The sequence below is a fragment of the Staphylococcus sp. GDY8P198P genome (assembly GCF_017891615.1).
In the GTDB taxonomy this organism is placed as follows: domain Bacteria; phylum Bacillota; class Bacilli; order Staphylococcales; family Staphylococcaceae; genus Staphylococcus; species Staphylococcus cohnii.
This window is the reverse complement of sequence record NZ_JAESJQ010000007.1, coordinates 346,845-372,987: the sequence shown is the minus strand read 5'-3', so window position 1 is coordinate 372,987 and position 26,143 is coordinate 346,845. Positions and strand designations below refer to the sequence as shown.

General features: G+C 32.1%; 20 protein-coding genes. 13 read left to right on the top strand and 7 right to left on the bottom strand.

All coding sequences use genetic code 11. The features are described 5' to 3' along the window. Positions 1 to 99 precede the first annotated feature (99 nt). A complete protein-coding gene (kapB, locus tag KA824_RS08870) occupies positions 100 to 480 on the bottom strand; it encodes a sporulation phosphorelay system protein KapB (protein ID WP_107384609.1) in 381 nt (126 codons plus the stop codon). A gap of 67 nt (positions 481 to 547) precedes the next feature. Between kapB and KA824_RS08865 the strand changes: the two genes are divergently transcribed. The 5 genes from KA824_RS08865 (at position 548) to KA824_RS08845 (ending at position 6,404) form a co-directional block, all read left to right on the top strand. Then, a complete protein-coding gene (locus KA824_RS08865; RefSeq protein WP_107505098.1) occupies positions 548 to 1,144 on the top strand; it encodes a peptidylprolyl isomerase in 597 nt (198 codons plus the stop codon). A 431-nt stretch (positions 1,145 to 1,575) separates the two neighbouring features. Continuing rightward, positions 1,576 to 1,977 carry a S1 domain-containing post-transcriptional regulator Ygs gene (gene ygs / locus KA824_RS08860; RefSeq protein ID WP_046208025.1) on the top strand — a complete coding sequence of 134 codons (402 nt, stop codon included), beginning with the start codon at positions 1,576 to 1,578 and terminating at the stop codon, positions 1,975 to 1,977. 186 nt (positions 1,978 to 2,163) lie between these two features. Continuing rightward, positions 2,164 to 3,297 carry an NADH-dependent flavin oxidoreductase gene (locus KA824_RS08855; protein ID WP_181187551.1) on the top strand — a complete coding sequence of 378 codons (1,134 nt, stop codon included), beginning with the start codon at positions 2,164 to 2,166 and terminating at the stop codon, positions 3,295 to 3,297. Positions 3,298 to 3,861: 564 nt separating this feature from the next. Then, positions 3,862 to 5,052, top strand: a complete 1,191-nt coding sequence (locus KA824_RS08850; protein WP_107384487.1) for an ornithine--oxo-acid transaminase — start codon at positions 3,862 to 3,864, stop codon at positions 5,050 to 5,052. A 107-nt stretch (positions 5,053 to 5,159) separates the two neighbouring features. Further along, positions 5,160 to 6,404 (top strand): Glu/Leu/Phe/Val family dehydrogenase, encoded by a 1,245-nt coding sequence (locus KA824_RS08845; protein WP_107384486.1) that lies wholly within the window; start codon positions 5,160 to 5,162, stop codon positions 6,402 to 6,404. A 66-nt stretch (positions 6,405 to 6,470) separates the two neighbouring features. On the opposite strand, the gene KA824_RS08840 is transcribed toward KA824_RS08845, so the two are convergent. From KA824_RS08840 to KA824_RS08815, 6 genes are all read right to left on the bottom strand, one after another. Then, positions 6,471 to 7,454: a glycerophosphodiester phosphodiesterase gene (locus KA824_RS08840; protein WP_107384485.1), complete on the bottom strand. Its 984-nt coding sequence runs from the start codon at positions 7,452 to 7,454 to the stop codon at positions 6,471 to 6,473. A gap of 285 nt (positions 7,455 to 7,739) precedes the next feature. Then, positions 7,740 to 8,135: an arsenate reductase (thioredoxin) gene (arsC, locus tag KA824_RS08835; protein ID WP_107384484.1), complete on the bottom strand. Its 396-nt coding sequence runs from the start codon at positions 8,133 to 8,135 to the stop codon at positions 7,740 to 7,742. 17 nt (positions 8,136 to 8,152) lie between these two features. Further along, positions 8,153 to 9,442, bottom strand: coding sequence for an arsenite efflux transporter membrane subunit ArsB (gene arsB / locus KA824_RS08830; protein WP_107384483.1), 1,290 nt, complete (start codon positions 9,440 to 9,442; stop codon positions 8,153 to 8,155). A gap of 2 nt (positions 9,443 to 9,444) precedes the next feature. Further along, a complete protein-coding gene (locus KA824_RS08825) occupies positions 9,445 to 9,759 on the bottom strand; it encodes an ArsR/SmtB family transcription factor (RefSeq protein ID WP_107384482.1) in 315 nt (104 codons plus the stop codon). Positions 9,760 to 10,176: 417 nt separating this feature from the next. Further along, the gene (gene argH, locus KA824_RS08820; RefSeq protein ID WP_107384480.1) at positions 10,177 to 11,559 is read right to left on the bottom strand and encodes an argininosuccinate lyase; all 1,383 of its coding nucleotides are present in this window, start codon (positions 11,557 to 11,559) and stop codon (positions 10,177 to 10,179) included. Beyond that, positions 11,552 to 12,754, bottom strand: coding sequence for an argininosuccinate synthase (locus tag KA824_RS08815; protein WP_107384479.1), 1,203 nt, complete (start codon positions 12,752 to 12,754; stop codon positions 11,552 to 11,554). The genes argH and KA824_RS08815 overlap by 8 nt, the downstream gene beginning before the upstream one ends. Before the next feature lie 353 nt (positions 12,755 to 13,107). Between KA824_RS08815 and KA824_RS08810 the strand changes: the two genes are divergently transcribed. The 8 genes from KA824_RS08810 (at position 13,108) to KA824_RS08775 (ending at position 25,919) form a co-directional block, all read left to right on the top strand. Further along, positions 13,108 to 14,439: a glucose-6-phosphate isomerase gene (locus KA824_RS08810; protein ID WP_210133257.1), complete on the top strand. Its 1,332-nt coding sequence runs from the start codon at positions 13,108 to 13,110 to the stop codon at positions 14,437 to 14,439. 236 nt (positions 14,440 to 14,675) lie between these two features. Then, on the top strand, positions 14,676 to 15,251 hold the full coding sequence (locus KA824_RS08805; RefSeq protein WP_107384477.1) for a TVP38/TMEM64 family protein: 576 nt from the start codon (positions 14,676 to 14,678) through the stop codon (positions 15,249 to 15,251). 4 nt (positions 15,252 to 15,255) lie between these two features. Then, positions 15,256 to 15,774 carry a signal peptidase I gene (lepB, locus tag KA824_RS08800; protein WP_107384476.1) on the top strand — a complete coding sequence of 173 codons (519 nt, stop codon included), beginning with the start codon at positions 15,256 to 15,258 and terminating at the stop codon, positions 15,772 to 15,774. A gap of 18 nt (positions 15,775 to 15,792) precedes the next feature. Next, positions 15,793 to 16,365 (top strand): signal peptidase I, encoded by a 573-nt coding sequence (gene lepB, locus KA824_RS08795; RefSeq protein WP_107384475.1) that lies wholly within the window; start codon positions 15,793 to 15,795, stop codon positions 16,363 to 16,365. Between the two features lie 230 nt (positions 16,366 to 16,595). Then, positions 16,596 to 20,060 (top strand): helicase-exonuclease AddAB subunit AddB, encoded by a 3,465-nt coding sequence (gene addB, locus KA824_RS08790; protein WP_107384474.1) that lies wholly within the window; start codon positions 16,596 to 16,598, stop codon positions 20,058 to 20,060. Then, the gene (gene addA / locus KA824_RS08785) at positions 20,057 to 23,728 is read left to right on the top strand and encodes a helicase-exonuclease AddAB subunit AddA (RefSeq protein ID WP_107384473.1); all 3,672 of its coding nucleotides are present in this window, start codon (positions 20,057 to 20,059) and stop codon (positions 23,726 to 23,728) included. Before addB ends, addA begins: the two co-directional genes overlap by 4 nt. Positions 23,729 to 23,753: 25 nt before the next feature. Beyond that, entirely contained in the window at positions 23,754 to 24,893 is a 1,140-nt protein-coding gene (locus tag KA824_RS08780; RefSeq protein WP_181187548.1) for a DUF418 domain-containing protein, read from the top strand. A gap of 120 nt (positions 24,894 to 25,013) precedes the next feature. Further along, on the top strand, positions 25,014 to 25,919 hold the full coding sequence (locus KA824_RS08775) for a fumarylacetoacetate hydrolase family protein (protein WP_107504543.1): 906 nt from the start codon (positions 25,014 to 25,016) through the stop codon (positions 25,917 to 25,919). The last annotated feature ends 224 nt before the right edge of the window (positions 25,920 to 26,143 follow it).

Below are 26,143 nucleotides of genomic sequence, written 5' to 3'. Positions count from 1 at the left end.
AGGTCATTATACATGAATAAGACTATTCTGAAAAACCACGTTAACCCTTGTGGAGCTTTAATTTAAAGTTTGTTTTAAATAAGAAGAAACACGGTATTTTTATTCAAAATTTTGTTTATATTGAATTGAATAATCTTTTTTTAATTGTGCTAAATTAGCAAGTGAGCAATTAGCATATTCAGTATTTTCTTCTTTTAATTTATTTTCTAAATTTGTAATTGCAATTTGTAAAGATTGTATATAATCCAGTTCTTCTACATTAAATGGTCTAAGTTTGGATTTTGACGTATAACGCTTTTCAAATTGACTTAAAGCTTTGCGCTCGTGAAAAAATACATTCTTCGTTTCATTTGGAAGGTGCAAGTCACCTTGCTTTGGATGTTTAATGACCTGTTCAATTTGAACAAGTACTTGATTGTCATCCTCTTCTATAACAGATACACCATAACTTCCAGTTTTATGTGCAAAACGATATAACATAATTCAATACACCCCTCATTTTATGTTAGAATACATATATCATCTTAACATGAAATGGAGAATAAAAATGTCGAACTATCCTCAGCTAAATTCAGAAGTAAACGAAAATGAAATAAAAATGGTTATGCATACGAATAAGGGTGATATGGCTTTCAAATTATTACCTGATATTGCACCTAAAACAGTAGAGAACTTTGTTACACATGCGAAAAATGGCTACTATGATGGTATTTCTTTCCATCGTGTCATCAATGACTTCATGGTACAAGGAGGCGACCCAACTGCAACTGGTATGGGTGGTGAAAGTATTTATGGAGGTCCGTTTGAAGATGAATTTTCACTTGAAGCATTCAATCTATACGGTGCTTTATCAATGGCAAATTCTGGTCCGAATACTAACGGTTCACAATTCTTTATTGTTCAAATGAAGGAAGTACCAGAATCTATGCTTAGCCAACTTGCAGATGGTGGTTGGCCGGAACCAATTGTCAAAGCTTATGGTGAAAAGGGTGGTACACCTTGGTTAGATCAAAAACATACTGTTTTTGGTCAATTATTAGAAGGTGAATCTACGTTAGAAGATATTGCTGCAACAAAGGTAGGACCGCAAGATAAACCTTTACATGATATCACGATTGATTCGATAGACATTATTGAAAAATAATATAAAACGTAGTTTGAACGGTAGTAAGTAAAACAATCTTTTATCGTTTTGAATTTTTATGAAACATTAATCGATTATATTAAAAATATAGAGAAGTCTAAGAGGCTGGGACAAATTAATTGTTCCAGTCTCTTACTATTATTTTGATATTTTTTAGTTATCTTTGTCAGAACATGGCGATGCAAACACATTAAGTAAAATAACGTTCTGACCAATCATTTGATGTTTTTTATTTTGAAAGGATTGAATCAAGTAACATTCTTAGGAGTTGTTCAAATACCTTTGTATAATGAGGTGCAATCCCAATTCAAGCAAGTATTGTATAACTGAATTTTGAAAAATCGTGAAATTTTTCTAGGTAATATTAGTACCATTGAATGATTTATGCTATTATGAACATGTTAAGTAAAACGAAATAAGGGGTTATCACGTTGAATAATCACTATAAAGTAGGTCAACATATCAAAGTTCGTGTGACTGGTATTCAACCGTATGGCGCTTTTGTAGAAACCCCTGACAATACTGAAGGATTAATCCATATTTCTGAAATTATGGATGATTACGTCCATAATTTAAAAAAGTTTTTATCGGAAGGACAAATTGTCAAAGCGAAAGTCATTTCAATTGATAAAGAAGGAAAGTTAAATCTTTCTTTAAAAGATAACGACTATTTTAAAAATTATGAACGTAAAAAAGAAAAGCAATCAGTATTAGATGAAATTAAAGAAACCGAAAAGTATGGGTTTCAAACAATTAAAGAACGCTTACCGGTTTGGATTAAACAGTCCAAAAACGCGATAAAAGATGAACAATCATCTTTTAAAAAACACTAACATCTTATTTTAAGATGTTAGTGTTTTTTATTTGTAAGGTAAATTTGTAAGTTAAGATAACACTATAAAACTATATGCGTGAGCATATAGTTTTATATTTAAAATCAGGAAAGTTAGAATTAAAATCGCTTAAAGTGATTATGCAATGACACTTAAGTATATTGTATATTAGGAGGATTTAATTTAATGGACAAAAAATTTCAACCGTTATTTGAAAAATTAAAATTACCAAATCAAGTTGTTTTAGATAATCGATTTGTACTAGCCCCATTAACGCATGTTTCATCTAATGATGATGGTACGATTTCTAATGAAGAGGTTGTGTACATGGAACAACGTTCTAAAGATGTTGGTTTAGCAATTTCAGCAGCAAGCAATGTTACAGATTTAGGTAAAGCTTTTCCTGGGCAACCTTCAGTAGCGTATGATTCTAATTTAGAAGGCTTAAAACGTTTGGCAAAAGCTATGAAGAAAAATGGTGCGAAAGCGGTTGTCCAAATACATCACGGTGGTGCACAATCTTTACCTAATTTAACGCCTGATGGTGATGTTGCGGCACCAAGCCCTATATCATTAAAAAGTTTCGGTGAGCAAGAAGCCCATCAAGCACGTGAAATTACTAATGATGAAATTGAATCAACAATAAAAGCATTTGGTGAAGCAACTCGCAGAGTCATTGAAGCTGGCTTTGATGGTGTTGAAATTCACGGTGCAAACCATTATTTAATCCATCAATTTGTATCTCCATATTATAATCGTCGTAATGATGAATGGGGAGAAGACCGTTATAAATTTGCTACAAGTGTAGTAGACGAAGTAACTGAAACTGTTAAAAAATATGGTAGTAAAGATTTTATCGTTGGATATAGATTTTCTCCTGAAGAAGCTGAATCTCCGGGTATAAGCATGGAAATTACAAAAGAACTAATTGAGCTATTAATAGAAAAACCTTTAGATTACTTACATGTTTCATTAATGGATATTCACTCTCAAACACGTGAAGGCCAGTACAAAGGGCAAGAACGTATTAAACTCATTTTAGAGTGGATTAATGGACGCATGCCACTAATAGGTATAGGATCTATCTTTACGGCTGAACAGGCTATTGAAGCAATTGAATCAACAGGTGTAGAACTCGTCGCATTAGGACGAGAAATCTTGTTGGATTATAATTTTGTAAGTAAAATTAAAGATGGAAAAGAAGATGAAATTCTATCTCACTTTGATCCACAAAGAGCAGATAAACACCATCTGCCACCAAAATTATGGGAACAATTTAATAAAGGCTTTTACCCATTACCCAGAACAGACAATAAATAAAATCTTTGAATATGAAGATGTTTATAGTATTTAACACCACTATATTTTCATAATGAAGGTAAGTATAAACATTTTACTAATGAAGCAACGTCAATTTCTATTGAATATATATAGAAATTGACGTTTTTTGTTTGTATAAAATTTTGATGAACGTTAAAGTAACCTTTTATATTTATAACAGTCAATGGTTGTTGCTGCTGACGTTTTTTAGGCAGATATAGCATATATGTCGGAGATATTTAACGATTTTTATATAAAATATTATAAATTTCAGACACTAAAATTAGCATAAATCTTGTGATAGTGATTTTAATCAAGAAGAATTAATAAATTTATTAAAATTGGCTTGTGTAAACAGTCGGGAATGTGTCATTATATTAATGTAAAGGCTTACATTTTGATAGCTATATTCTAAATTTAATATTTAAAAGTTGCTATGTGAGTTCTGTATCTACGATTTTATAGTATTTTCGGAAAATAGTTTTCGTAAGTGAATAAATACGTTATGCTATGAATGAGTATTGCCAATAAATTATTATATAATTCATACAAAGGGGAGATATTATGTCAAGATCTGAAGAAATCATTGAATTAACAAATCATTACGGTGCGCACAATTATGTGCCGCTTCCAATTGTAATTTCAGAAGCTGAAGGTGTATGGGTTAAAGATCCTGAAGGAAATAAATATATGGATATGCTATCTGCTTATTCTGCAGTAAACCAGGGTCACAGACATCCTAAAATTATTCAGGCTTTAAAAGATCAAGCTGACAAAGTGACTTTAGTATCACGTGCATTTCATAGTGATAACTTAGGAGCATGGTATGAAAAAATATGTAAGTTAGCTGGTAAAGACAAAGCCTTACCTATGAATACAGGTGCAGAAGCAGTTGAAACAGCATTGAAAGCTGCGCGACGTTGGGCTTATGATGTGAAAGATATTGCACCTGATCAAGCTGAAATTATTGCATTCAATGGTAACTTCCATGGTCGAACAATGGCGCCAGTATCATTGTCATCTGAACCAGAATATCAACGAGGCTATGGTCCATTATTAGATGGGTTCCGAAAAGTCGATTTTGGTAACATAGATGCTGTTAAAGAAGCAATCAATGAAAATACAGCTGCTATTTTAATTGAACCTATTCAAGGAGAAGCAGGAATCAATGTCCCACCAGAAGGTTATTTAAAAGAAATTAGAGAATTATGTGATGAACATAATGTATTATTTATTGCTGATGAAATTCAAGCAGGACTTGGACGTTCAGGAAAATTATTTGCTACTGATTGGGATGATGTAAAACCAGACGTATATATTTTAGGTAAAGCTCTAGGCGGTGGTGTATTCCCAATATCAGTTGTATTAGCTGATGAAGAAGTATTGGGCGTATTTACGCCTGGTTCACACGGATCAACGTTTGGTGGTAATCCATTAGCGTGTGCTGTATCAATTGCAGCCTTAGATGTATTAATTGATGAAGATTTAGCAGGACGTTCTTTAGAATTAGGTGAGTACTTTAAATCAGAACTTGAAAAAATCAATCATCCAGCAATTAAAGAAGTACGTGGTCGTGGATTATTTATTGGTATAGAACTAAATGAAAATGCTAGACCTTATTGTGAAAAGTTAAAAGAAGAAGGTTTATTATGTAAAGAAACACATGATACAGTAATTAGATTTGCACCACCTCTTATTATTTCCAAAGAAGAATTAGACTTTGCATTGGATAAAGTAAGAAATGTTTTTAAATAAAAATGTTCTGTAACTTAAGTTTTGAAAACCCTTTAAAAAGCAAAATCTTATGTTACAATTATCGTGAAAGCGAAATCATTAGTAACGAAAAAGAGGCGAAATGAATCATGACTGAGAATAATAATTTAGTTACTTCTACGCAACAAATTATTAAAGAAGCATTGCATAAATTGGGATTTGATGATGGGATGTATGATTTAGTAAAGGAACCATTAAGATTCCTTGAAGTACGCATTCCTGTACGTATGGATGATGGTACTGTTCAAACATTTAAAGGTTATCGTGCTCAACATAATGATGCTGTTGGACCAACAAAAGGTGGGGTACGTTTCCATCCAGACGTTGACGTTGAGGAAGTTAAAGCATTATCTATGTGGATGACATTAAAATGTGGTATCGTCGACTTGCCATATGGTGGCGGTAAAGGTGGCATCATCTGTGATCCTAGACAAATGAGTATACATGAAGTTGAACGTTTATCTCGTGGTTATGTGCGTGCGATATCTCAATTTGTTGGACCTACAAAAGATATCCCAGCACCAGACGTATTTACTAACTCACAAATCATGGCTTGGATGATGGATGAGTATAGTTCATTAGATAAATTTAATTCACCAGGGTTTATTACTGGTAAACCGATTGTATTAGGTGGATCACAAGGCAGAGATCGCTCTACAGCACTAGGTGTAGTAATTGCAATAGAACAAGCTGCTAAAAGAAGAGGTCTAGAATTGAAAGGTGCACGTATCGTTATTCAAGGATTTGGTAACGCGGGTAGTTTCTTATCTAAATTCCTATATGATATGGGAGCAAAAATTGTTGGTATTTCAGATGCTTACGGTGCATTACATGACCCAGATGGTCTTGATATCGACTATCTTTTAGATAGAAGAGATAGCTTTGGTACTGTAACAAATCTATTCGAGGAAACAATTTCTAATAAAGAATTGTTTGAACTTGATTGTGATATTCTTGTACCTGCAGCGATTGCTAATCAAATCACTGAAGACAATGCAAATGAAATTAAGGCTGATATAGTTGTTGAAGCGGCTAATGGCCCAACAACACCAGCTGGCACACGTATTTTAACTGAACGTGGTAAATTGCTTGTACCTGATGTGTTAGCAAGTGCAGGCGGCGTAACAGTTTCTTACTTCGAATGGGTACAAAATAATCAAGGTTATTATTGGACAGAAGAAGAAGTAAATACAAAATTGCGTGAAAAACTTATCACAGCCTTCGATACAATTTATGAGTTATCACAAAATAGAAAAATTGATATGCGCTTAGCAGCCTATATTGTGGGTATTAAACGTACTGCTGAAGCTGCACGTTATCGTGGTTGGGCTTAATTAAATATTTTAATTTGTAGAAAAAGAAGAAGTTCTTGTACGCAAGAACTTCTTCTTATTTTTATTTTATTTATTTTTTTGTTCATCATCTTGAATCACTTGTTTATATAAATCAGGGTAATTTGTGAAAACACCATCTACCCCATATTGATTTAAGCGGTGCATATCAGCTTCATTATTAACGGTGAAAGGATGTACGAGCAGACCAGCCCTTTTAAGATTTTTAACATTTTGTTTTGTTAAATCTGTATATTCAGGGCCGACACCAATTGCGTATTGACGAATTTGATTAAAATCCTGTTGGGTTAAAGAGAGTAATTCACCTTTATCTAATAATCTGATTAAAGGGACATTGCTATTTAACTGATGCAATTTACTTAAGCTTTCAGGTGAAAATGATTGTAATAAGACATGTCCTTGATTCAGTGATTGTTCATTAAGCATATTGTGGTTGTTTAGTGTTTTTAATACTGCTTCTTCCATCCCTGGGTAAACATCTGGTGATTTAGTTTCAATATAATAATTTGCATTTGTACCATAGCGTTCTAATATTTCATCTAATGTAGGGATTTTAGCACCTACATAATTTGAATTAGCATACTGAGGATTTGCGGCATTAAATTTACTTCCAGCATCTAATTGTTTCAGTTCCTTTAGTGTATATGAATCAACTCTACCAGTACCGTTTGTTGTTCTATCTACAGTTTCATCATGCATTGCAACTAGATGACCATCTTTAGTCATCTGAAGATCGATTTCGATATAAGAAGCACCCATAGCATTATGGCTTTTATCATATGAATAAAAAGTATGTTCTGGCGCATAGCCACTTGCACCTCTATGCGCGACCGTTGTATATTTCTCGCCCGTTAGATTTTGTGCTCTATTTGGATTATGTGAGTTATTATCCTTTTGGTTTGATGGTGTGGCATGTTGTTGTGTTTGAACATTGTGGTTATTTTCGTTTGCTGATGTTATAGATGTCGTTCCAATTAAAGTTAAAGATAACATTGCTATACTCGTGGATAGTACTTTTTTTAAATTTTGCAAGAATGGATCACTCCTCGATATGTATTTACATATCAACCCTACAAAATAAAAGTGTGTTTGAGAATAACATTTACAGGATTAAAATTTAAGTTTTATAAAGTTAATATTTTTATAACAATATATTAAAACAATTAAAACCTTTCTAGTATAAATATAATAGGAAATATTATTTTTTGTATCACGCTATCTTCATATAAGACTCCAAATCAACAAAATAAACGTCAATTTCTATAGAAATTGACGTTTACATGTAGTTAAAGTTACTATGTTGGTGATTTAATTGTTTTATCTTTTTTTAAAATTTTCAATAGCTAACTTAATCTCATCTCTAACACGTTGGAATTCTGACCACGATTTACCAGCTGGATCATCAAAACCCCAATGTTCTTTTTTGACATTTGGCGGTAATATTGGACAATTCTTATCTGCATCACTACATAATGTTACTACCAAATCTGCTTGCGCTAAGATCTCATTATCTATCAAATCTGATGTATGATTTGAAATATCAATATCTACTTCTTTCATAGCTTCTACAGCTTTAGAGTTGACACCATGTGTTTCAATACCAGCAGAATAGACATGCCACGTTTCACCTAATATATGCTTTCCCCAACCCTCAGCCATTTGGCTACGACATGAGTTTCCTGTACATATAAAATAAATTGTTTGTTTGTCCATTATAAATACCTCTTTTCTTAAAATATGATGAGTGTAAGGTATAAACCTAACAATGTTACAAATAATACTGGAATGGTAATGATAATACCTGTTCTAAAATATGTTCCCCATGAAATTTTTACACCTTTTTGTGTTAAAACATGTAGCCATAATAACGTTGCTAAAGAACCGATAGGAGTGATTTTAGGACCTAAGTCAGACCCTATAACATTCGCATAAATCATGCCTTCTTTCATCGTTCCTATTACATTAGATTGGCCAATAGCGATAGCATCTATTAATACAGTAGGCATATTGTTCATAATTGATGATAAAAAGGCTGATATAAAGCCCATACCCATGATACTGCTAAATAATCCATAACTTGAAACGTTGGATAATATATCTGCTAAAATTGTGGTGATACCAACGTTTTTTAATCCAAACACTACTAAATACATACCAATAGAAAATAGCACAATGTTCCAAGGTGCGCCTTTAATCACTTGCTTGGTATGAACTGCTTTAGATTTACGAGCTAAGAGCACAAAGATAAAAGCAATGATACCAGCAATAATTGATACAGGGATATGAATAAATTCACTTACAAGATAGCCAACGAGCAATATGGCTAATACAATCCATGAAATTTTGAATAATTTGGGATCTTTAATTGCATCTCTAGGCGTTGTAAGATTTTCAGTATCGAATGTTTTTGGTATAGATTTTCTAAAATAAAGCCACAACACGAGGATGCTAGCTATTAAAGAAAATATATTAGGGATTATCATACGACTAAAATATTCAATAAAGCCAATATCAAAGTAATCAGCAGAAACAATATTTACTAAATTACTTACAATTAAGGGCAATGATGTTGTATCAGCAATAAAACCACTGGCGATAATAAAAGGGAAAATCACTTTTTTATTAAATCCTAAATTTCTTACCATTGCTAATACGATAGGTGTTAAAATTAAAGCTGCGCCATCGTTGGCGAAAAATGCTGCTACTATGGACCCTAACAACATGATGAAAACAAACATTTTTAAGCCATTACCTTTTGAAGCTTTAACCATATGTATTGCAGACCATTCAAAAAATCCAATTTCATCTAATATTAATGAAATAAGAATAACAGCAACAAATGTTAATGTGGCGTTCCAAACAATGCCAGTTACTTCTATTACATCGGAAAAACTAACTACACCTGTAATAATAGCTATGATAGCCCCAGCCAAAGCCGTAATACCAATATCTAATCCTTTAGGTTGCCATATGACAAAAGTTAATGTTAAAAGAAAAATTATAATTGCTAAAATAGTCATGTTTAACACTCACCTGATTTCATATTTTTGCATACGCAGTGTTGGTTAGATGTGTTAATCATATTGAGACTTTGATTGATATCATCTAAAATAGCATGATTAAGCTGGTACATACGTTTATTGCCATTTTTGCGTGTATTTACTAACTCGTGATCTACTAATGACTTCATATGATGACTTAGTGTAGGTTGTGAGAATTGAAAATGTTCCAACAAATCACATGCACATAATTCACCACAAGAAAGTAAATCTAATATTTCTAATCTGCTTGAATCGGATAAAACTTTAAGCAATGCTGAAAGTCTTTTATAAGACATAAGTATACCTCCTAAACAATAAATAGATTAACATCTATATAGAAATTCGTCTATATAGTTTTGAGCTAAATAGTAAAGGGGGGTTATTGATTTTATTCAAAAATAGGTGATGTTGAATAATTTATTAAACTTATATAATGGTATATCGAGTAAAGTAAGTGAAATGTAATAAAGCGAAGCGGTTTGGATAGTGTAAAAAAGAGTCTGCGACAAAAAGTTTTGGACAAATGTGACGTATTTTGGCAAGACTCTTGTGGAAATAGGGCAAGCTGAAGACTACAGGCTGAAGCTGTCCCTTAAGAAAGCGAGCCATCAATAAGAAGTATTGAATAAAAAGGAGCACTCAGATGAATTGAATTAAATCATCTGAGTGCTATTTTTCTGAGATTTATGTCCCAGATTCTGTTATAAAGTTTTTTAATTTGTATCTTGTTGCTGCTTAATGACTGATAATTGGTGTTCCACAGCTGCTTGTCCAGTTGAGCCATAACTAATTCTACGGCTAACACAATTTTCTGGCTTTAAGAAATCATAAATATCTGCATCGATACTTGTATGCGCATTTTGATATTCTTCCAATGGCACATCTAATAAATAGACATTATGTTGAATTGACCATAGTACGATTTTCCCTACAATTTCATGTGCTGTTCTAAACGGAACTCCTTTATTGACTAGGTAATCTGCCAGTTCAGTAGCATTTGAAAAATCATTATAAACAGTTTGATGTAGACGATCGACATTCACAGTCATTGTATCTATCATACCTGCAAAAATACGCAAGGAACCTTTTATCGTGTGAACAGCATCAAACAAGCCTTCTTTGTCTTCTTGCATATCTTTGTTATATGCTAAGGGTAAACCTTTGAGCGTCATTAATATGCTCATTAGGTTTCCTGTCGTACGTCCTACTTTACCTCTTATTAACTCTGCCATGTCAGGGTTTTTCTTTTGAGGCATGATTGACGAGCCTGTTGAAAACGCATCCGATAAAGTTACAAAATTGGCTTCTGCTGATGACCAAAAGATAATTTCTTCAGCAAAACGCGATAAATGTATCATTGTTAATGATATGTTATGCAATGTTTCTACAATATAATCTCTATCGCTTACAGCATCTATACTGTTTTCGTAAACAGAATTGAAATTCAATAAAGATTGCGTTTCATGACGATCGATTGGATAAGTCGTTCCACTTAGTGCAGCAGCGCCAAGTGGGGAAATATCGATACGCTTCAAACTATCCTGAAAACGCGATTTATCTCTATCTAACATCCAGTAATAAGTTAGTATATGGTGTGCAAATGAAATGGGCTGCGCTCTTTGTAAATGCGTATAACCTGGCATAATTGTATTGACATGTTGTTCTGCGATATTGACGATGGTTTGTTGCAATTCATTGACGAGCTCAATAATCTGAGTAACTTCATCTCTTGTATATAAGTGCATATCAGTAGCGACTTGATCATTTCTGCTACGTCCTGTATGCAATCTACCGCCTGCATCACCGATACGTTTAATTAATTCATGTTCGATGTTGAGATGAATATCTTCTAAAGAAACATCGAACGTTAAATTACCTTGTTCATAATCATTTAAAATCGCTGTTAAACCATTAACTATTTGCTTACAGTCTTCATCAGTTATGATATCTTGTTTGGCTAGCATTTTAGCGTGAGCAATACTTCCTTGCACATCATATTGAATGAGTGTTTTATCAAAGTGAATGGAGGCATTAAATTCATCGACCCAATCTTCGGGCTGCTCACTAAATCTTCCTCCCCAAGCTTTATTACTCATCTAAGTAACCACCATGTAACATAGAATTAACTTTTGTAGGTAAACCAAAGATATCAATAAAACCGACTGCAGATTCTTGATTAAATGCATCTTCCTTAGTATAAGTAGCTAATTTTTCGTTATATAGTGTATGAGGTGATTTTCTGCCGTTTACAACAGCACTGCCTTTAAATAATTTAATACGTACATCACCAGAAACGAATTTTTGTGTACTATCCACAAAAGCTTTTAAGCTATCTGTTAGTGGAGAGAACCAAAGACCATTGTATGTTTGTTCCGAAAATTGTTTTTCAATAACAGGTTTAAAATGAGCTACATCTTTAGTTAAAGTAATCGTTTCAAGTGCTTTGTGTGCTTTCATTATGACTTCTGCTGCAGGCGTTTCGTATACTTCTCTTGATTTAATACCAACGAGTCTATTTTCCACATGATCAATTCTACCAATGCCATGTTTACCAGCTAATTTGTTTAAATCTAAAATTAATTGACTTAACTTATAAGATTTACCATTTAAAGCGATAGGTAAGCCTTGTTCGAACGTAAGTACGATCTCATCAGCTTCGTCAGGTGTATCTTCAATTTCATTTGTTAAGTCAAAGGCATCTTTAGGTGGTGCGGCATATGGATCTTCTAAAATACCACATTCATTACTTCTTCCCCATAGATTTTGATCAATAGAATACGGAGAATCATGTTGGATAGGTACTGGAATATTATGTTTGATTGCATAATCAATTTCTTCTTCACGGCTCCAAGCCCATTCTCTCACTGGAGCAAATACTTTTAACTCTGGGTCTAACGCTTTTATCGCGACTTCAAAACGAACTTGGTCATTACCTTTTCCGGTACAACCATGCGCAATACCTACTGCATTTGTTTTACTTGCAATTTCAACCAATTTTTTTGAAATTAAAGGTCTTGATAATGCGGAGACTAGGGGATATGTGCCTTCATACATCAAATTGCCTTTGATTGCATATGAAACAAAATCTTCACTGAATTCTTCAGTGGCATCAATAATATGACATTCAATTGCTCCCATATCTAAAGCTTTTTGATGAACTAGGTCTAGGTCCTTACCTTCACCAACATCCAAGCAGCAAGCAACGATATCATAGCCTTTATCTATCAACCATTTTACTGCCACACTTGTATCTAAACCGCCGGAATATGCTAAAACTATTTTTTCCTTCATATATTACACCTCAATTGAATTTTTTAATATGTTGTTTATAAATTTGATATTAGTAAGTATAGCAGAAGAATTATGAAAATAAAACCATTTTTATACATAATTATGCAAATTGTAGAAATTTCTTACAATTTAAATTTTGCTTATAGTGCTCATTTATGAGTTTGTTTGAGCTTTGTCGGATTTATAGAAATGTATATATTGATGAATATATAATTAGATATTCTGTTTGTTATATAATAAAAGAATAAGCTAAAATATTTATAAAAAATCTTGTTTTATAGGCTAGTTGTTTGAATAGTCAAAATAAACTTAGTAAAATATATATGAAATCAAAAACACTGGAGGCAATTTAGATGACTCATATTCAATTAGATTATGGTAAAACTTTAGAATTTTTCGGCGAACATGAATTACAGCAACAAAAAGATATTGTTAAATCAATTCATAACACAATTCATGAAGGAGTAGGTGCTGGTAGTGACTTCTTAGGTTGGATTGATTTACCTATTAATTATGATAGAGAAGAGTTTTCACGTATTTTAGAAGCTTCTAAACGTGTTAAAAAAAATTCAGATGTATTTGTAGTGATTGGTATTGGTGGTTCATATTTAGGTGCACGTGCTGCAATTGAAATGTTAACACCAGCTTTTAGAAATAGTGATGAATATCCTGAAATTGTCTTTGTAGGTAATCATTTATCTTCGACATATACACAAGAATTAATTCATTATTTAGACGGTAAAGATTTTTCAGTTAATGTTATTTCTAAATCTGGTACAACAACAGAACCAGCAGTTTCATTCAGACTATTTAAACAAATCTTAGAAAATAAATACGGTAAAGAAGAGGCCAAACAGCGTATTTTTGCAACTACTGATAAAGAAAAAGGTGCTTTAAAACAATTAGCAACAAATGAAGGCTATGAAACGTTTGTAGTTCCTGATGATATTGGTGGCCGTTACTCCGTTTTAACAGCAGTAGGCTTATTACCAATAGCTGTTGCAGGTATTGATATTGAAGCTATGATGGGCGGTGCTGCTAAAGCTAGAGAAGAGCTTTCTTCTGAAAACATAGAAGATAATATTGCTTATCAATACGCTAGTATTCGTAATATTTTATATGCAAAAGGCTATGACACTGAAATGTTAATAAACTATGAACCTTCAATGCAATATTTCAACGAGTGGTGGAAACAATTATTTGGTGAATCAGAAGGTAAAGATTACAAGGGCATCTATCCATCCAGTGCAAACTATACAACTGATTTACACTCACTTGGACAATATGTACAAGAGGGCCGTCGTTTCTTATTCGAAACGGTTGTCAAAGTAAATACACCGAAACATAACATTACTATTGAAGAAGATAGTGAAAACTTAGATGGATTAAATTATTTAGCAGGCAAAACAATTGATGAAGTGAACACTAAAGCCTTTGAAGGTACTTTATTAGCACATACTGATGGAGGCGTACCGAATGTAGTGATTAATGTTCCTCAATTAGATGAAGAAACATTTGGTTATCTTGTTTATTTCTTTGAAATGGCTTGTGCGATGAGTGGCTACCAACTTGGAGTCAATCCGTTTAACCAACCAGGCGTAGAAGCATATAAACAAAATATGTTCGCGTTATTAGGTAAGCCAGGTTTTGAAGATAAAAAAGAAGCATTAGAAAAACGTTTATAATTTTATCTATTTATTAATTTAAAAAATGACTGACAAAATGATTTCCGCACTAATCAGGCGGGAATCATTTTTTGTATGTGCCTTATTTTATCAATGCACATCATCATTTCTGTGAGATGTCATTAACCTTTTTGGTACTTGAGACTGATATTTGTACAAAAGCATACATAATTGTTTTAAAATCGCTATAATACACTTATAATTATCGTTGACTAACAATGGTAGGGACTGATGAAATGACTCAAGAACAAGTGCAGTATTGGTTTGATTTATTTGGCAGTTTAGGTTATATCGTAGGGTTTTTATTGCCTTTTATTGAAGCTTTTATCCCAGTACTACCTATTATTGTATTTGTGATTGTTAATGTGAATGCGTTCGGATTGTGGATGGGAACATTATTAGCATGGTTGGGTACTGTTTTAGGGAGCTATCTTGTATTTTTAGGCTTCCGCAGATTGAACCATACACGTTATATGAAAAAGCTACAGCAACGTACCTCAGTTCAGAGGTTAATTCATTTTATAGATAGAAAAGGGGTTATCCCTATTTTTATCCTATTATGTTTTCCATTTACACCAAGTGCATTAGTGAACTTGGTAGTAAGCCTGTCGCATATCAGAGCACACGTTTATCTTGTAGTATTGTTCAGTTCGAAATTGGTAATGATCGGTTTGATTGGATGGTTAGGTAATGATATTACGACACTATTTACAGAGCCGTTAAGGTTGATTATCATTATTATTGTTATTATTGTCGTTTGGTTTATAGGTAGAAAACTTGAACGATATTTTATGCATTCTCCAGAGGAGTGACAATTTGGGTAAGATAGTAAAACATTTGATTTCTATAATATTTGCGATTATTATTGTAATATTGATTCAGACTTTTATTGTTACAGGAGCAGTTATACAAGATAAAAGTATGACGCCGACGTTGAAACAAAACGATCGTGTGATTGTTAATAAAATCAAAACAACTTTTAACATGTTAAAGCTAAACGATATCATCATGTACCATAAAGGTGACGATGTACATATTGGTAGAATTATCGGGAAGCCCGGCCAATCTATAACCTTTAAAAATAATCAATTGTATAGAGATGACAGACAAGTAGATGAAAGGTATACTGAGTCAAGTATTGATGATTTGTCCCTCAGAAATATTAAAGGTTCTGAAGGAGATGTTATTCCACCAGACGAATACTTTGTACTGAATGATAATCGTGAAATAAAAAATGATTCTAGAACAGAAGGCTTTGTTCGACAAGAAGACATTATTGGTGATGTAAGTTTAAGGTATTACCCTTTAAGCAACTTCACAGTAAACTTTAAATAAATAGACGAGGTGTAAAAAGTGAAAAAAGAAATACTAGAATGGATTGTGTCAATTGTTGTCGCAGTAGCGTTAGTATTATTGATTACAAATTTTGTTGCAAAATCATACACAGTCAAAGGGGATTCTATGGATCCAACCTTAAAAGATGGTGAACGTGTAGTTGTAAATATGATTGGTCAAAAATTAGGACATTTAGAAAAGGGAAATGTCATTGTATTCCATGCTAATAAAGAACAAGATTATGTAAAACGTATCATTGGTACGTCTGGAGATAACATTGAATATAAAAAAGACCAATTATATGTTAATGGTAAAAAAGTTGATGAACCTTATTTAGATTACAATGAAAAACATAAACTAGGTGAATATATTACAGGTACTTATAAAACAAAAGAAATCAATCAAGTTGATGGTAAAAACAAAATTCCAGAAGGGAAATTGTTAGTATTAGGTGATAATCGTGAAGTAAGTAAAGATAGTCGTTCATTTGGTTTAATTGATGAAGATAAGGTAGTAGGTAAAGTTTCGTTTAGATATTGGCCACTAAATAAAATGACATTTGGATTTAATCCAGATGTCAGTTATGAATAGATAATATATGCATATATCCTGAGACATACAAATGTCTCAGGTTTTTTCTATATAGAACGATTGTACAATTTGTGGTTTGTTAACCGTTTGAGAAATGTTTTATAAACATGAAAACAATACAGTACTTAATTAATATATATGAACTTAAATGTAGGTAAATCACATAGACTAATAAACAAAGTACAATGCTTAATATGTTAAAATATAAATCAAAGGAGTTGTTGTATGCAATGGAATTCAATGCTTATATTGGGAGAGCTGGCACTAGTAAATCATACAGTGTAATAGAAGAAATAAAAACGAAAATGAAACAAAATCCATTAGGGGATCCTATTATATTAATCGCACCTACCCAAAACACTTTTCAGTTAGAACAAGCTTTCGTAAACGATCCATTATTATATGGTAGTTTGAGAACTGAAGTGCTCCATTTTGAACGATTAAGTCATCGTGTTTTTCAAGAAGTTGGAGGATTAACAGAACAACAGTTATCCAAAGTTGGTACTGAAATGATGATTTATGACATTATTCAACAACATCAGTCACAGTTAAAATTGTATCAATCACAAGTGAAATACTATGGTTTCAGTGAAAAATTATATGAACAAATACAAGATTTTAAGAAATATGCGGTTTCACCACAACATATTGAAGAGTATATAGCAACCAATCATTTACAAACGAGAACTAAGCATAAATTAGAAGACATTGCATTAATATATAAACAATTGGAAGATAGAATTCGTGGTGAATATGTTTCTACTGAGGATAGTTTGCAACGATTTATTGAGGTGATGAATCAGTCTGAATGGTTGCAACGTGCTGAGATTTACATTGATGGATTTCATAACTTTTCTACAATCGAATATCAAATCATTCGGTCATTAGTTCAAAATACTAAAAAAGTTACGGTTGCTTTAACTACTGATGGAGATAAAGATGTTTTTAGTTTATTTAGAAAGCCATCAGAATCTTTAACACATATGCAAGATATCGCAAGTGAATTAAATATTGATTTAAATATTAAGCAATTTTATCAACAACAAAGATTCATTCACGATGATTTAAAACATTTGGAACAAAACTTTAATGCATTGCAATTTGAACCCATTGCGTCAAAAGGACACATCTCTATCATAGAATCATCAGTGATGCGAGAAGAAATAAATGAAGTTGCAAGACGCATTCTAAAAGAAAATCGTGAATTGGGTAGACGGTTTCAAGATATTGCTATTTTATATAGAGATGAGACATACGCATATTTAATGGAATCTATTTTACCCCAATATGACATCCCGTATAATATTGACGTGAAGTCATCAATGACACATCATCCTATAATGGAAATGTTCCGTTCATTAATTGAAGTACTTCAGACAAATTGGAACTTTGAACCGCTCATGCGTTTGTTTAAAACAAATATTTTAACTAAAAAATTTAAAGACAGCCAATACTTAATTGATATTTTAGAAAATTTTGTATTAGAACGTGGTATTTATGGAAAACGTTGGATAGATGATAAATATTTCCAAATTGAACAATTTAGAAAAATGGGTTTAAAACGACAACCTTTAACAGAAGAAGAACGTGAAACATTTGAGAGGGTCATCCAATTAAAAGTAGATGTGATAGATAAAATTATGCGCTTTGAAAATCAAATGGCTAATGCAACAACAGCTGTTGATTTTGCAACGGCATTTTACGAAGCAATCGAATCATTTGATTTACCGAGCCAGTTAATGACAGAACGTGATACGTTAGACGCTGAAGGCGAACACCGTAAAGCAGAAGAAATTGATCAAATATGGCACGGTTTTATTCAAACATTAGATGATTTAGTGACAGTATTTGGTACTCAAGATTTAACAAAAAGTAGATTTTTAGAGTTGTTAGATATTGGTTTGGATCAATTGGAATTTGTAATGATTCCTCAAACACTTGATCAAGTTAGCATTGGTACCATGGACCTAGCAAAAGTTGATAATAAGCAGCATGTGTATTTAGTTGGTGTAAATGACGGTATTTTACCTCAGACTGTTAGTGCTTCAGGCTTAATTACAGATGAAGAGAAAAAATACTTCGAAGAACAATCTGCGATTGAATTAAGTCCAACATCAGACATATTACAAATGGATGAAGCATTTGTATGCTATATTGCTATGACGAGAGGACGTTCAGAAGTGACATTCTCGTATTCATTAATGGGCGCAAGTGGAGATGAAAAAGAAGCAAGTCCATTTTTAAGTCAAATTCAGCAACTGTTTACAAATCTTGAAGTACAAAACATCCATCGTCAACATCAAGCAAATCCACTAACATTAATGGAACATCCACATCAAACAAAAATTGCATTATTTGAATCACTCAAAGCGTGGCTTGATGAAGAAATTGTCGCAGATACATGGTTAGATACATATCAAGTTATGAGAGATGATGAGAAATTAAATACGGGACTTAGTTATTTATTATCAGCACTCACTTACGATAATAAAACAGTACAATTAAGTGAAGCATTATCAAAAGATTTATATGGTACGACCATTAATGCTAGCGTATCACGTTTTGAAGGGTATCAATCATGTCCATTCAAACACTTTGCTTCACATGGTTTACGACTTAATGAACGTACAAAATATAAACTAGAAAACTTTGATTTAGGTGATATATTCCATCAAGTATTAAAATTTATCTCTGAAAAAATTAATGGTGACTTCAAAAATTTAAACGTAAAGCAAATTCAAAAATTAACGAGTGACGCATTATCTGAAATTCTCCCAGAGATACAATTTAATTTATTAAATTCAACAGCTTATTATCGCTATTTGTCACAGCGCATAGGTTCAATAGTAGAAACAACTTTAACTGCGTTAAAATATCAAGGTAGTTACAGTAAATTTACGCCGCAACGCTTTGAAGCTAGCTTCAGAAAAAAACCAAGGGACAATCAAGAGCTATATGCTCAGCCTTTACAAACAACACAAGGGGTTCCTATCAATATTCGAGGACAAATTGACCGGATAGATACGTATAACCATGGAGATGAAAGTTTTGTAAATATTATTGATTATAAATCATCAAAATATAGTGGAACTTTAGATTTAACAAAAGTCTATTATGGTATGCAAATGCAAATGATGACCTATATGGATATTGTATTACAAAATAAATCTAGACTCGGGCTAACTAATATGACTAAACCAGGTGGGTTATTGTATTTTCATGTTCATGAACCACGTATAAAACTTGCTTGGAATGAATTAAATGAGACGAAAAGAGATTTAGAATTTATTCAATCTTTTAAATTAAGTGGCTTATTAAATAGTGATGAAGCAGTATTAGACGCTTTCGATACTCGAATAGAACCAAGCTATAATTCAGATATTGTACCTTTAGGTTTGAAAAAAGACGGTGGTATTAAGTCTAATAGTAAAGTTGCGGACGAAAAGACTATTTACAAATTAATCCAGCATAATAAACAAAATTTTATAGAAACAGCATCTAATATTATGGACGGTCATACAGAAGTAGCACCCATGAAATATAATCAAACACTGCCATGTGATTTCTGTAGCTATAAACCAGTCTGTCATGTTGATGGCATGATTGATAGTAAACGCTATAGAACTGTAGATGAAACAATTAACCCAATTGAAGCGATACAAAATTTGGAGTTAGAAAGTGAGGAAGAAGAATGATAAGTGAGATTCCTGTAAAACCAGCTGATACAAGGTGGACCGATAATCAGTGGAAAAGTATCTTTGCAAAAGATCAAGATATACTTGTAGCAGCAGCTGCAGGCTCTGGTAAAACAGCGGTCTTAGTTGAACGTATCATTCAACGCATTCTTAGAGATAAAATCGACGTAGATCGTTTATTAGTCGTAACATTTACTAATGCTAGTGCAAGAGAAATGAAGCAACGCGTAGACCAACGTATTCAAGAAGCATTTATTGAATCACCTGATAATACACATCTAAAGAATCAACGCATTAAAATTCATCAAGCTCAAATTTCTACACTTCACAGTTTTTGTTTAAAGTTAATTCAGCAACATTACGATGTATTAGATATTGATCCAAACTTTAAAACAAGTGGTGAAGCGGAAAATATTTTGCTACTTGAACAAACCATTGATGAAGTTTTAGAACAACATTACGATATATTAGATCCTCATTTTGTTGATTTGACTGAACAATTGTCTTCAGATAGAAATGATGAGCAACTTAGAGATATTGTAAAAAAAATGTATTTCTTTAGTGTTGCTAATCCCGATCCTTTGAATTGGTTAAGTCATCTTTCAACACCATATAAAGATAAAGCACAACAGGAAGCATTATTAAAATTGCTTAATGAGTTGGCTATGATATTTATGGAGTCAGCGTTAGAGTCATTAAATAAAAGTTATGATTTATTTATGATGCTTGAGCAAGTAGATAAGCAAATTGCAGTTATCGAAAAAGAACAACAATTTTTAGCTAAAGCTATGGAAAATGGCCATATAAATCATGAAACAATCGTGCAACACGAATTCGAAAAAACATTTCCTCGAAAAGATAAAAAGATTAAAGAAGCGAATGAAATGATGATAGATGCTTATGACGATGGTAAAGCATATTATGATAATTATAAAAAATTAGTGTCAAAAGTTAAAAATGATTATTTTTCAAGATCTTCAGAAAATCTAAAAGCAGATATGCAACGTTTAGCACCTAGAGTAGCTTATCTTAGTCTTATTACCAAAGATGTCATAACACTTTTTAATCAAAAAAAACGCAGTCGAAATATTTTAGATTTCTCAGATTATGAACATTTTGCTTTGAAAATTTTAACAAATGATGATGGTTCACCTTCAATCATTGCACAAGCTTATCGTGAACAGTTCGAAGAAATATTAGTAGATGAATATCAAGACACAAACAGAGTACAAGAAAAGATTTTGTCTTGTATTAAACGTGGTGCAGAACATGATGGCAACTTATTTATGGTAGGGGACGTAAAACAGTCGATCTATAAATTTAGACAAGCAGATCCTAGTTTGTTTATCGAAAAATATAATCGCTTTACTGAAGATGGTTCATCATATGGTTTACGTATAGATTTATCTCAAAATTTCCGTTCAAGATTAGAAGTGTTAACAACAACTAATTACTTATTTAAACATATGATGGATGAATCTGTAGGAGAGATTAACTATGATGATGCAGCACAATTGTATTATGGAGCTCCCTTTGACAACAAGCCACATGATGTGAATTTAAATATGTTAGTAGAAGATGCATCTTCTGATTTAAATGGTTCAGAACAAGAAGCAGAATACATTGTGCAACAAGTTGAAAAAATAATGAATAATCATGAAATCTATGATATTAAAACACAACAATATCGAAAGCCTAATTACAAAGATATCGTTATTTTAGAAAGGTCATATGGGCAAGCGCGAAAAATACAACAAGCATTTAAAGATCATAATATTCCGTTTCATGTGAATAGTAAGGAAGGCTATTTTGAACAAACAGAAGTACAATTGATATTGTCCTTTTTAAGAACAATTGACAACCCGTTACAAGATATTTATTTAGTTGGTTTAATGCGTTCCGTTATTTATCAATTTACAGAAGATGAATTATCAAACATTAGAGTGTTTAGTCCTCATGATGATTATTTTTACCAATCTATACAACATTATATGGATAATGATGTTGCCAATAAAAAACTAGTCAAAAAATTAAAATCATTTTTAAATGATATAGCTATGTATCAAGACTACAGTCAAAATCATCCTGTATATCAACTTATTGATAAATTTTACAATGATCATTATGTTATTCAATATTTTAGTGGACTTATTGGTGGCAAAGGTCGACGTGCGAATTTATATGGATTGTTTAATAAAGCAGTAGAATTTGAAAATTCTAGTTTTCGCGGCTTATATCAATTTATTCGGTTTATTGATGAACTTATGGATCGCGGAAAAGATTTCGGCGAAGAAAATATTATAGGTCCTAATGACGATGTTGTGCGAATGATGACAATTCATAGTAGTAAAGGGTTAGAGTTTCCATTTGTTATTTATTCTGGTTTATCACGTAAATTTAGAAGAGACGATTTACACAAACCTGTAATCTTAAACCAAAATTATGGACTTGGTATGACGTATTACGATGTTGAGTCAAATTTAGCGTATCCTTCATTATCTTCAGTCACTTTGAAAGCAATCGCAGAAAAAGAAATGGTTTCAGAAGAGATGAGATTGATTTATGTGGCATTGACGCGTGCTAAGGAACAATTATTTTTGATTGGTCGTGTTAAAGATGAGAAAGAATTAACACAACTTGAGCAGGTTTCTGTCTCGGAAACACATTTACCAGTAAGTTATCGAATTACAGCCCAAAGACCGATTGATATGATATATCCAATACTAGCAAAATATCAATCATCGTCATTACCAAGTGAAATGCGATTCGAGCAATCGATAGATGATATTGATGCTACGATGAAACCTTATGTGAAATTGACTACAGAATTTTATGAAGATGTTGCTTCAGAACAAGTTATTTCAGATAATGAACAGCGAACTGTTAGTGACATTGAGAATATGAATAGTGGCAATGACACCTTAAAAACACAAATACATCAACAATTAAGTTACGTCTATCCATATCAGGAAGCCATGGTAAAACCTTCAAAACAGTCTGTTTCTGAATTAAAACGACAATTAGAAACGGAACAAGCGGATACAAATTATGATAGAGTTCGACAGTATCGTATTGGTACTACTGCATACGAAAGACCTGCATTTTTAAGTCATCAAACTAAAAGAAAAGCAAATGAAGTTGGGACATTAATGCATACAGTAATGCAGCATTTGCCTTTTAAACAAGAAAGGTTAACTTCAGAAGAAATTGAAGCATTGGTTGAGCAGTTAATTGTTAAATCTATCATTCCTAAAGATGCAAAAGCTGATATTCAATTTGAAGATATTCATAAATTTGTTGAAAGCGATTTGTATCTTACGATAGCGCAAAGTGATTATATTTATCGAGAATTACCTTTCGTTGTTAATCAAGCAAAGGTAGACCAGTTGCAAGATGTAGAAACAGATGCATCAATTATTCAAGGGATGATTGATTTGATTTTTATTACAGATGATCAATATTACTTCGTTGATTATAAAACAGATGCTTTTAATAGACGTTTGCATATGTCAGATGAAGAAGTCGGAAATCAATTACGCACCCGTTATAAAATACAAATGGAATATTATAGAAACACCTTACAGACCATCCTTGGTGAATCTGTTAAAGGCTATCTATATTTCTTTAAGTTTGGTCAACTTTCAATAGATGATAAGTCGATAAAATAATGCTTTGATAAAGGAGTGCTAAACAGTGTCGACACAGCAGAGAATATTTGAATTGGATGCTTTACGTGGGTTCAGTTTGTTAGGCATTGTATTGATGAATATTTTGACTTTTAGTCTGCCATATGAAGAATCATTTCTTCCTGATTTAATGAAGGGTATAGATGAAAGTTTATTAAGAGGTGTTACGCTTTTTGTAATTAGTTCTTTTTATCCCATTTTCACTTTTTTATTTGGTTATGGTTTAGCCATAATGTATAAGCATAGTCTAAAAAGGTCAATGAAATACTATCCTTTTATTTATAGGAGATTAATATTTTTATTAATATTAGGTGCATTACACGGTTTTCTACTTTTTTCAGGTGATATTTTATTCAGCTATGCATTTACTGGGATGATTGCAGTATTATTTATTAAAAAAAATGCAAAGCAACTTTTTAAGATAGGAATTGTTTTGTATGTAATAAAAGTATTTATCTTGATTTTACCTACTTTTTTAGTGACACTCTTCGATGATCCATACAGTACTATTAACATAAGCGGATATAATGTTTCTGAAATCGTCAACTTAAAGCAAAGTGGTGAATATTTTAACTATTTAAAAATAAATGTTGCTGAAAATATCTATAATATTATAGATACAGTAACTTTTTCTGCATATTTTGAATTTTTACCGTATGTGTTCTTAGGAATGGCAGCACAAAAATACAACTTGATTGAAAAAGTACAATCCAATCAAAGTCGTCATCGTCATATTTTATACGTATTTGTTATGTTAGTTGTAGGATATGCTTTTAAAATGCCATATGTAATTGATTATGGAAACCAAGCTTTTGCTATCATTAGCGCTATGATTGGTGGTCCGCTTGTAGCATTTAGTTACATATTATTGTTTATTTATTGTTGTCAATTTAACCAGTTTTCTAAAGTAGTGCGTATTTTTAAGTATCCAGGAAAATTAAGTTTAACAGTATACTTAATGCAAAGTTTTATTTTTACATTTATTTTTGTAGGCTTAGGTTTTTATAATAAGCTGCCACTTTATGAATCTTATATTATCGTATTTATTGTATATAGTTTGCAACTTATTTTCTGTTATATGTATCTGAAATTTTATAGATATGGACCTATTGAATGGTTGTGGCGTAAAGTGACTTATTTAAAATAATGATGCGATATCCAAGAAGGTGTTTATTGAATTTTTTGAAAATAATGGGTATTTATTTGTGATTTGTTACTAAATATAGTTATAATATGTAATAAGATATAGATGAGGAGCTGATATTGAATGAAATTTTTATCATTCAGACATAATGAACAGACATCTTATGGTGTGAAAGTTAAAAGAGAAGAAGCTGCTTGGGACTTGAAAAAAGTCTTTGCAGATTTTGCGGAAGGAGACTTTCATCCTAAGACATTATTGAATGGTCTTCAACAAAACCAAATATTAGATTTCCAAGAACAAGTACGTAAAGCAGTCGTAGCGGCAGAAGATAGCGGCAGAGCTGAAGAATATAAAGTTGCATTTACAGATATTGAGTTTTTACCTCCAGTAACGCCAACAAATAATGTGATTGCTTTTGGACGTAACTATCAAGACCACGCAAGTGAATTGAATCATGAGGTACAACGTTTATACGTCTTCACAAAGGCAGCTTCATCGTTAACGGGTGATAATAGTGTAATACCAAACCATAAAGATATTACAGATCAGTTAGATTATGAAGGTGAGCTAGGTATTGTAATAGGTAAATCAGGTGAAAAAATTCCTAAAGCTTTAGCACTTGACTATGTATATGGCTATACAATTATTAATGACATTACTGACCGTAAAGCTCAAAACGAACAGGACCAAGCATTCTTATCTAAAAGTTTAACTGGCGGTTGCCCAGTTGGTCCATATATTGTAACAAAAGATGAATTACCAACTCCTGAAGATGTAAATATTGTAACCAAAGTAAATAATGAAATTCGCCAAGATGGTAATACAGGAGAAATGATTCTTAAAATCGATGAATTGATTGAAGAGATTTCAAAATATGTAGCATTACATCCTGGTGATATTATTGCTACTGGTACACCAGCTGGTGTGGGTGCAGGTATGGCACCTCCTAAGTTCTTACAGCCAGGTGATGAAGTAAAAGTAACGATTGATAATATTGGTACTTTAACAAATTTCATATCAGAAAAATAAAAATAAACGAATTAGGCTAATGATAATAAAGTTAGCCTAATTTTTTTGAAATAAAGTAGTGATATTGCTTTAAATTGAAATTAAAGATAAAATGTGAAGTGCAGAACTTTTTTTGAAAAACATATACTTTTTCAGTATGATTAGAGAAGTACGCTTTTAGTTTTGTAATTAAAAGCAATTATGTATTTATATTTTTTATAAAAAGTAAAAATAGTGTGGGGGTA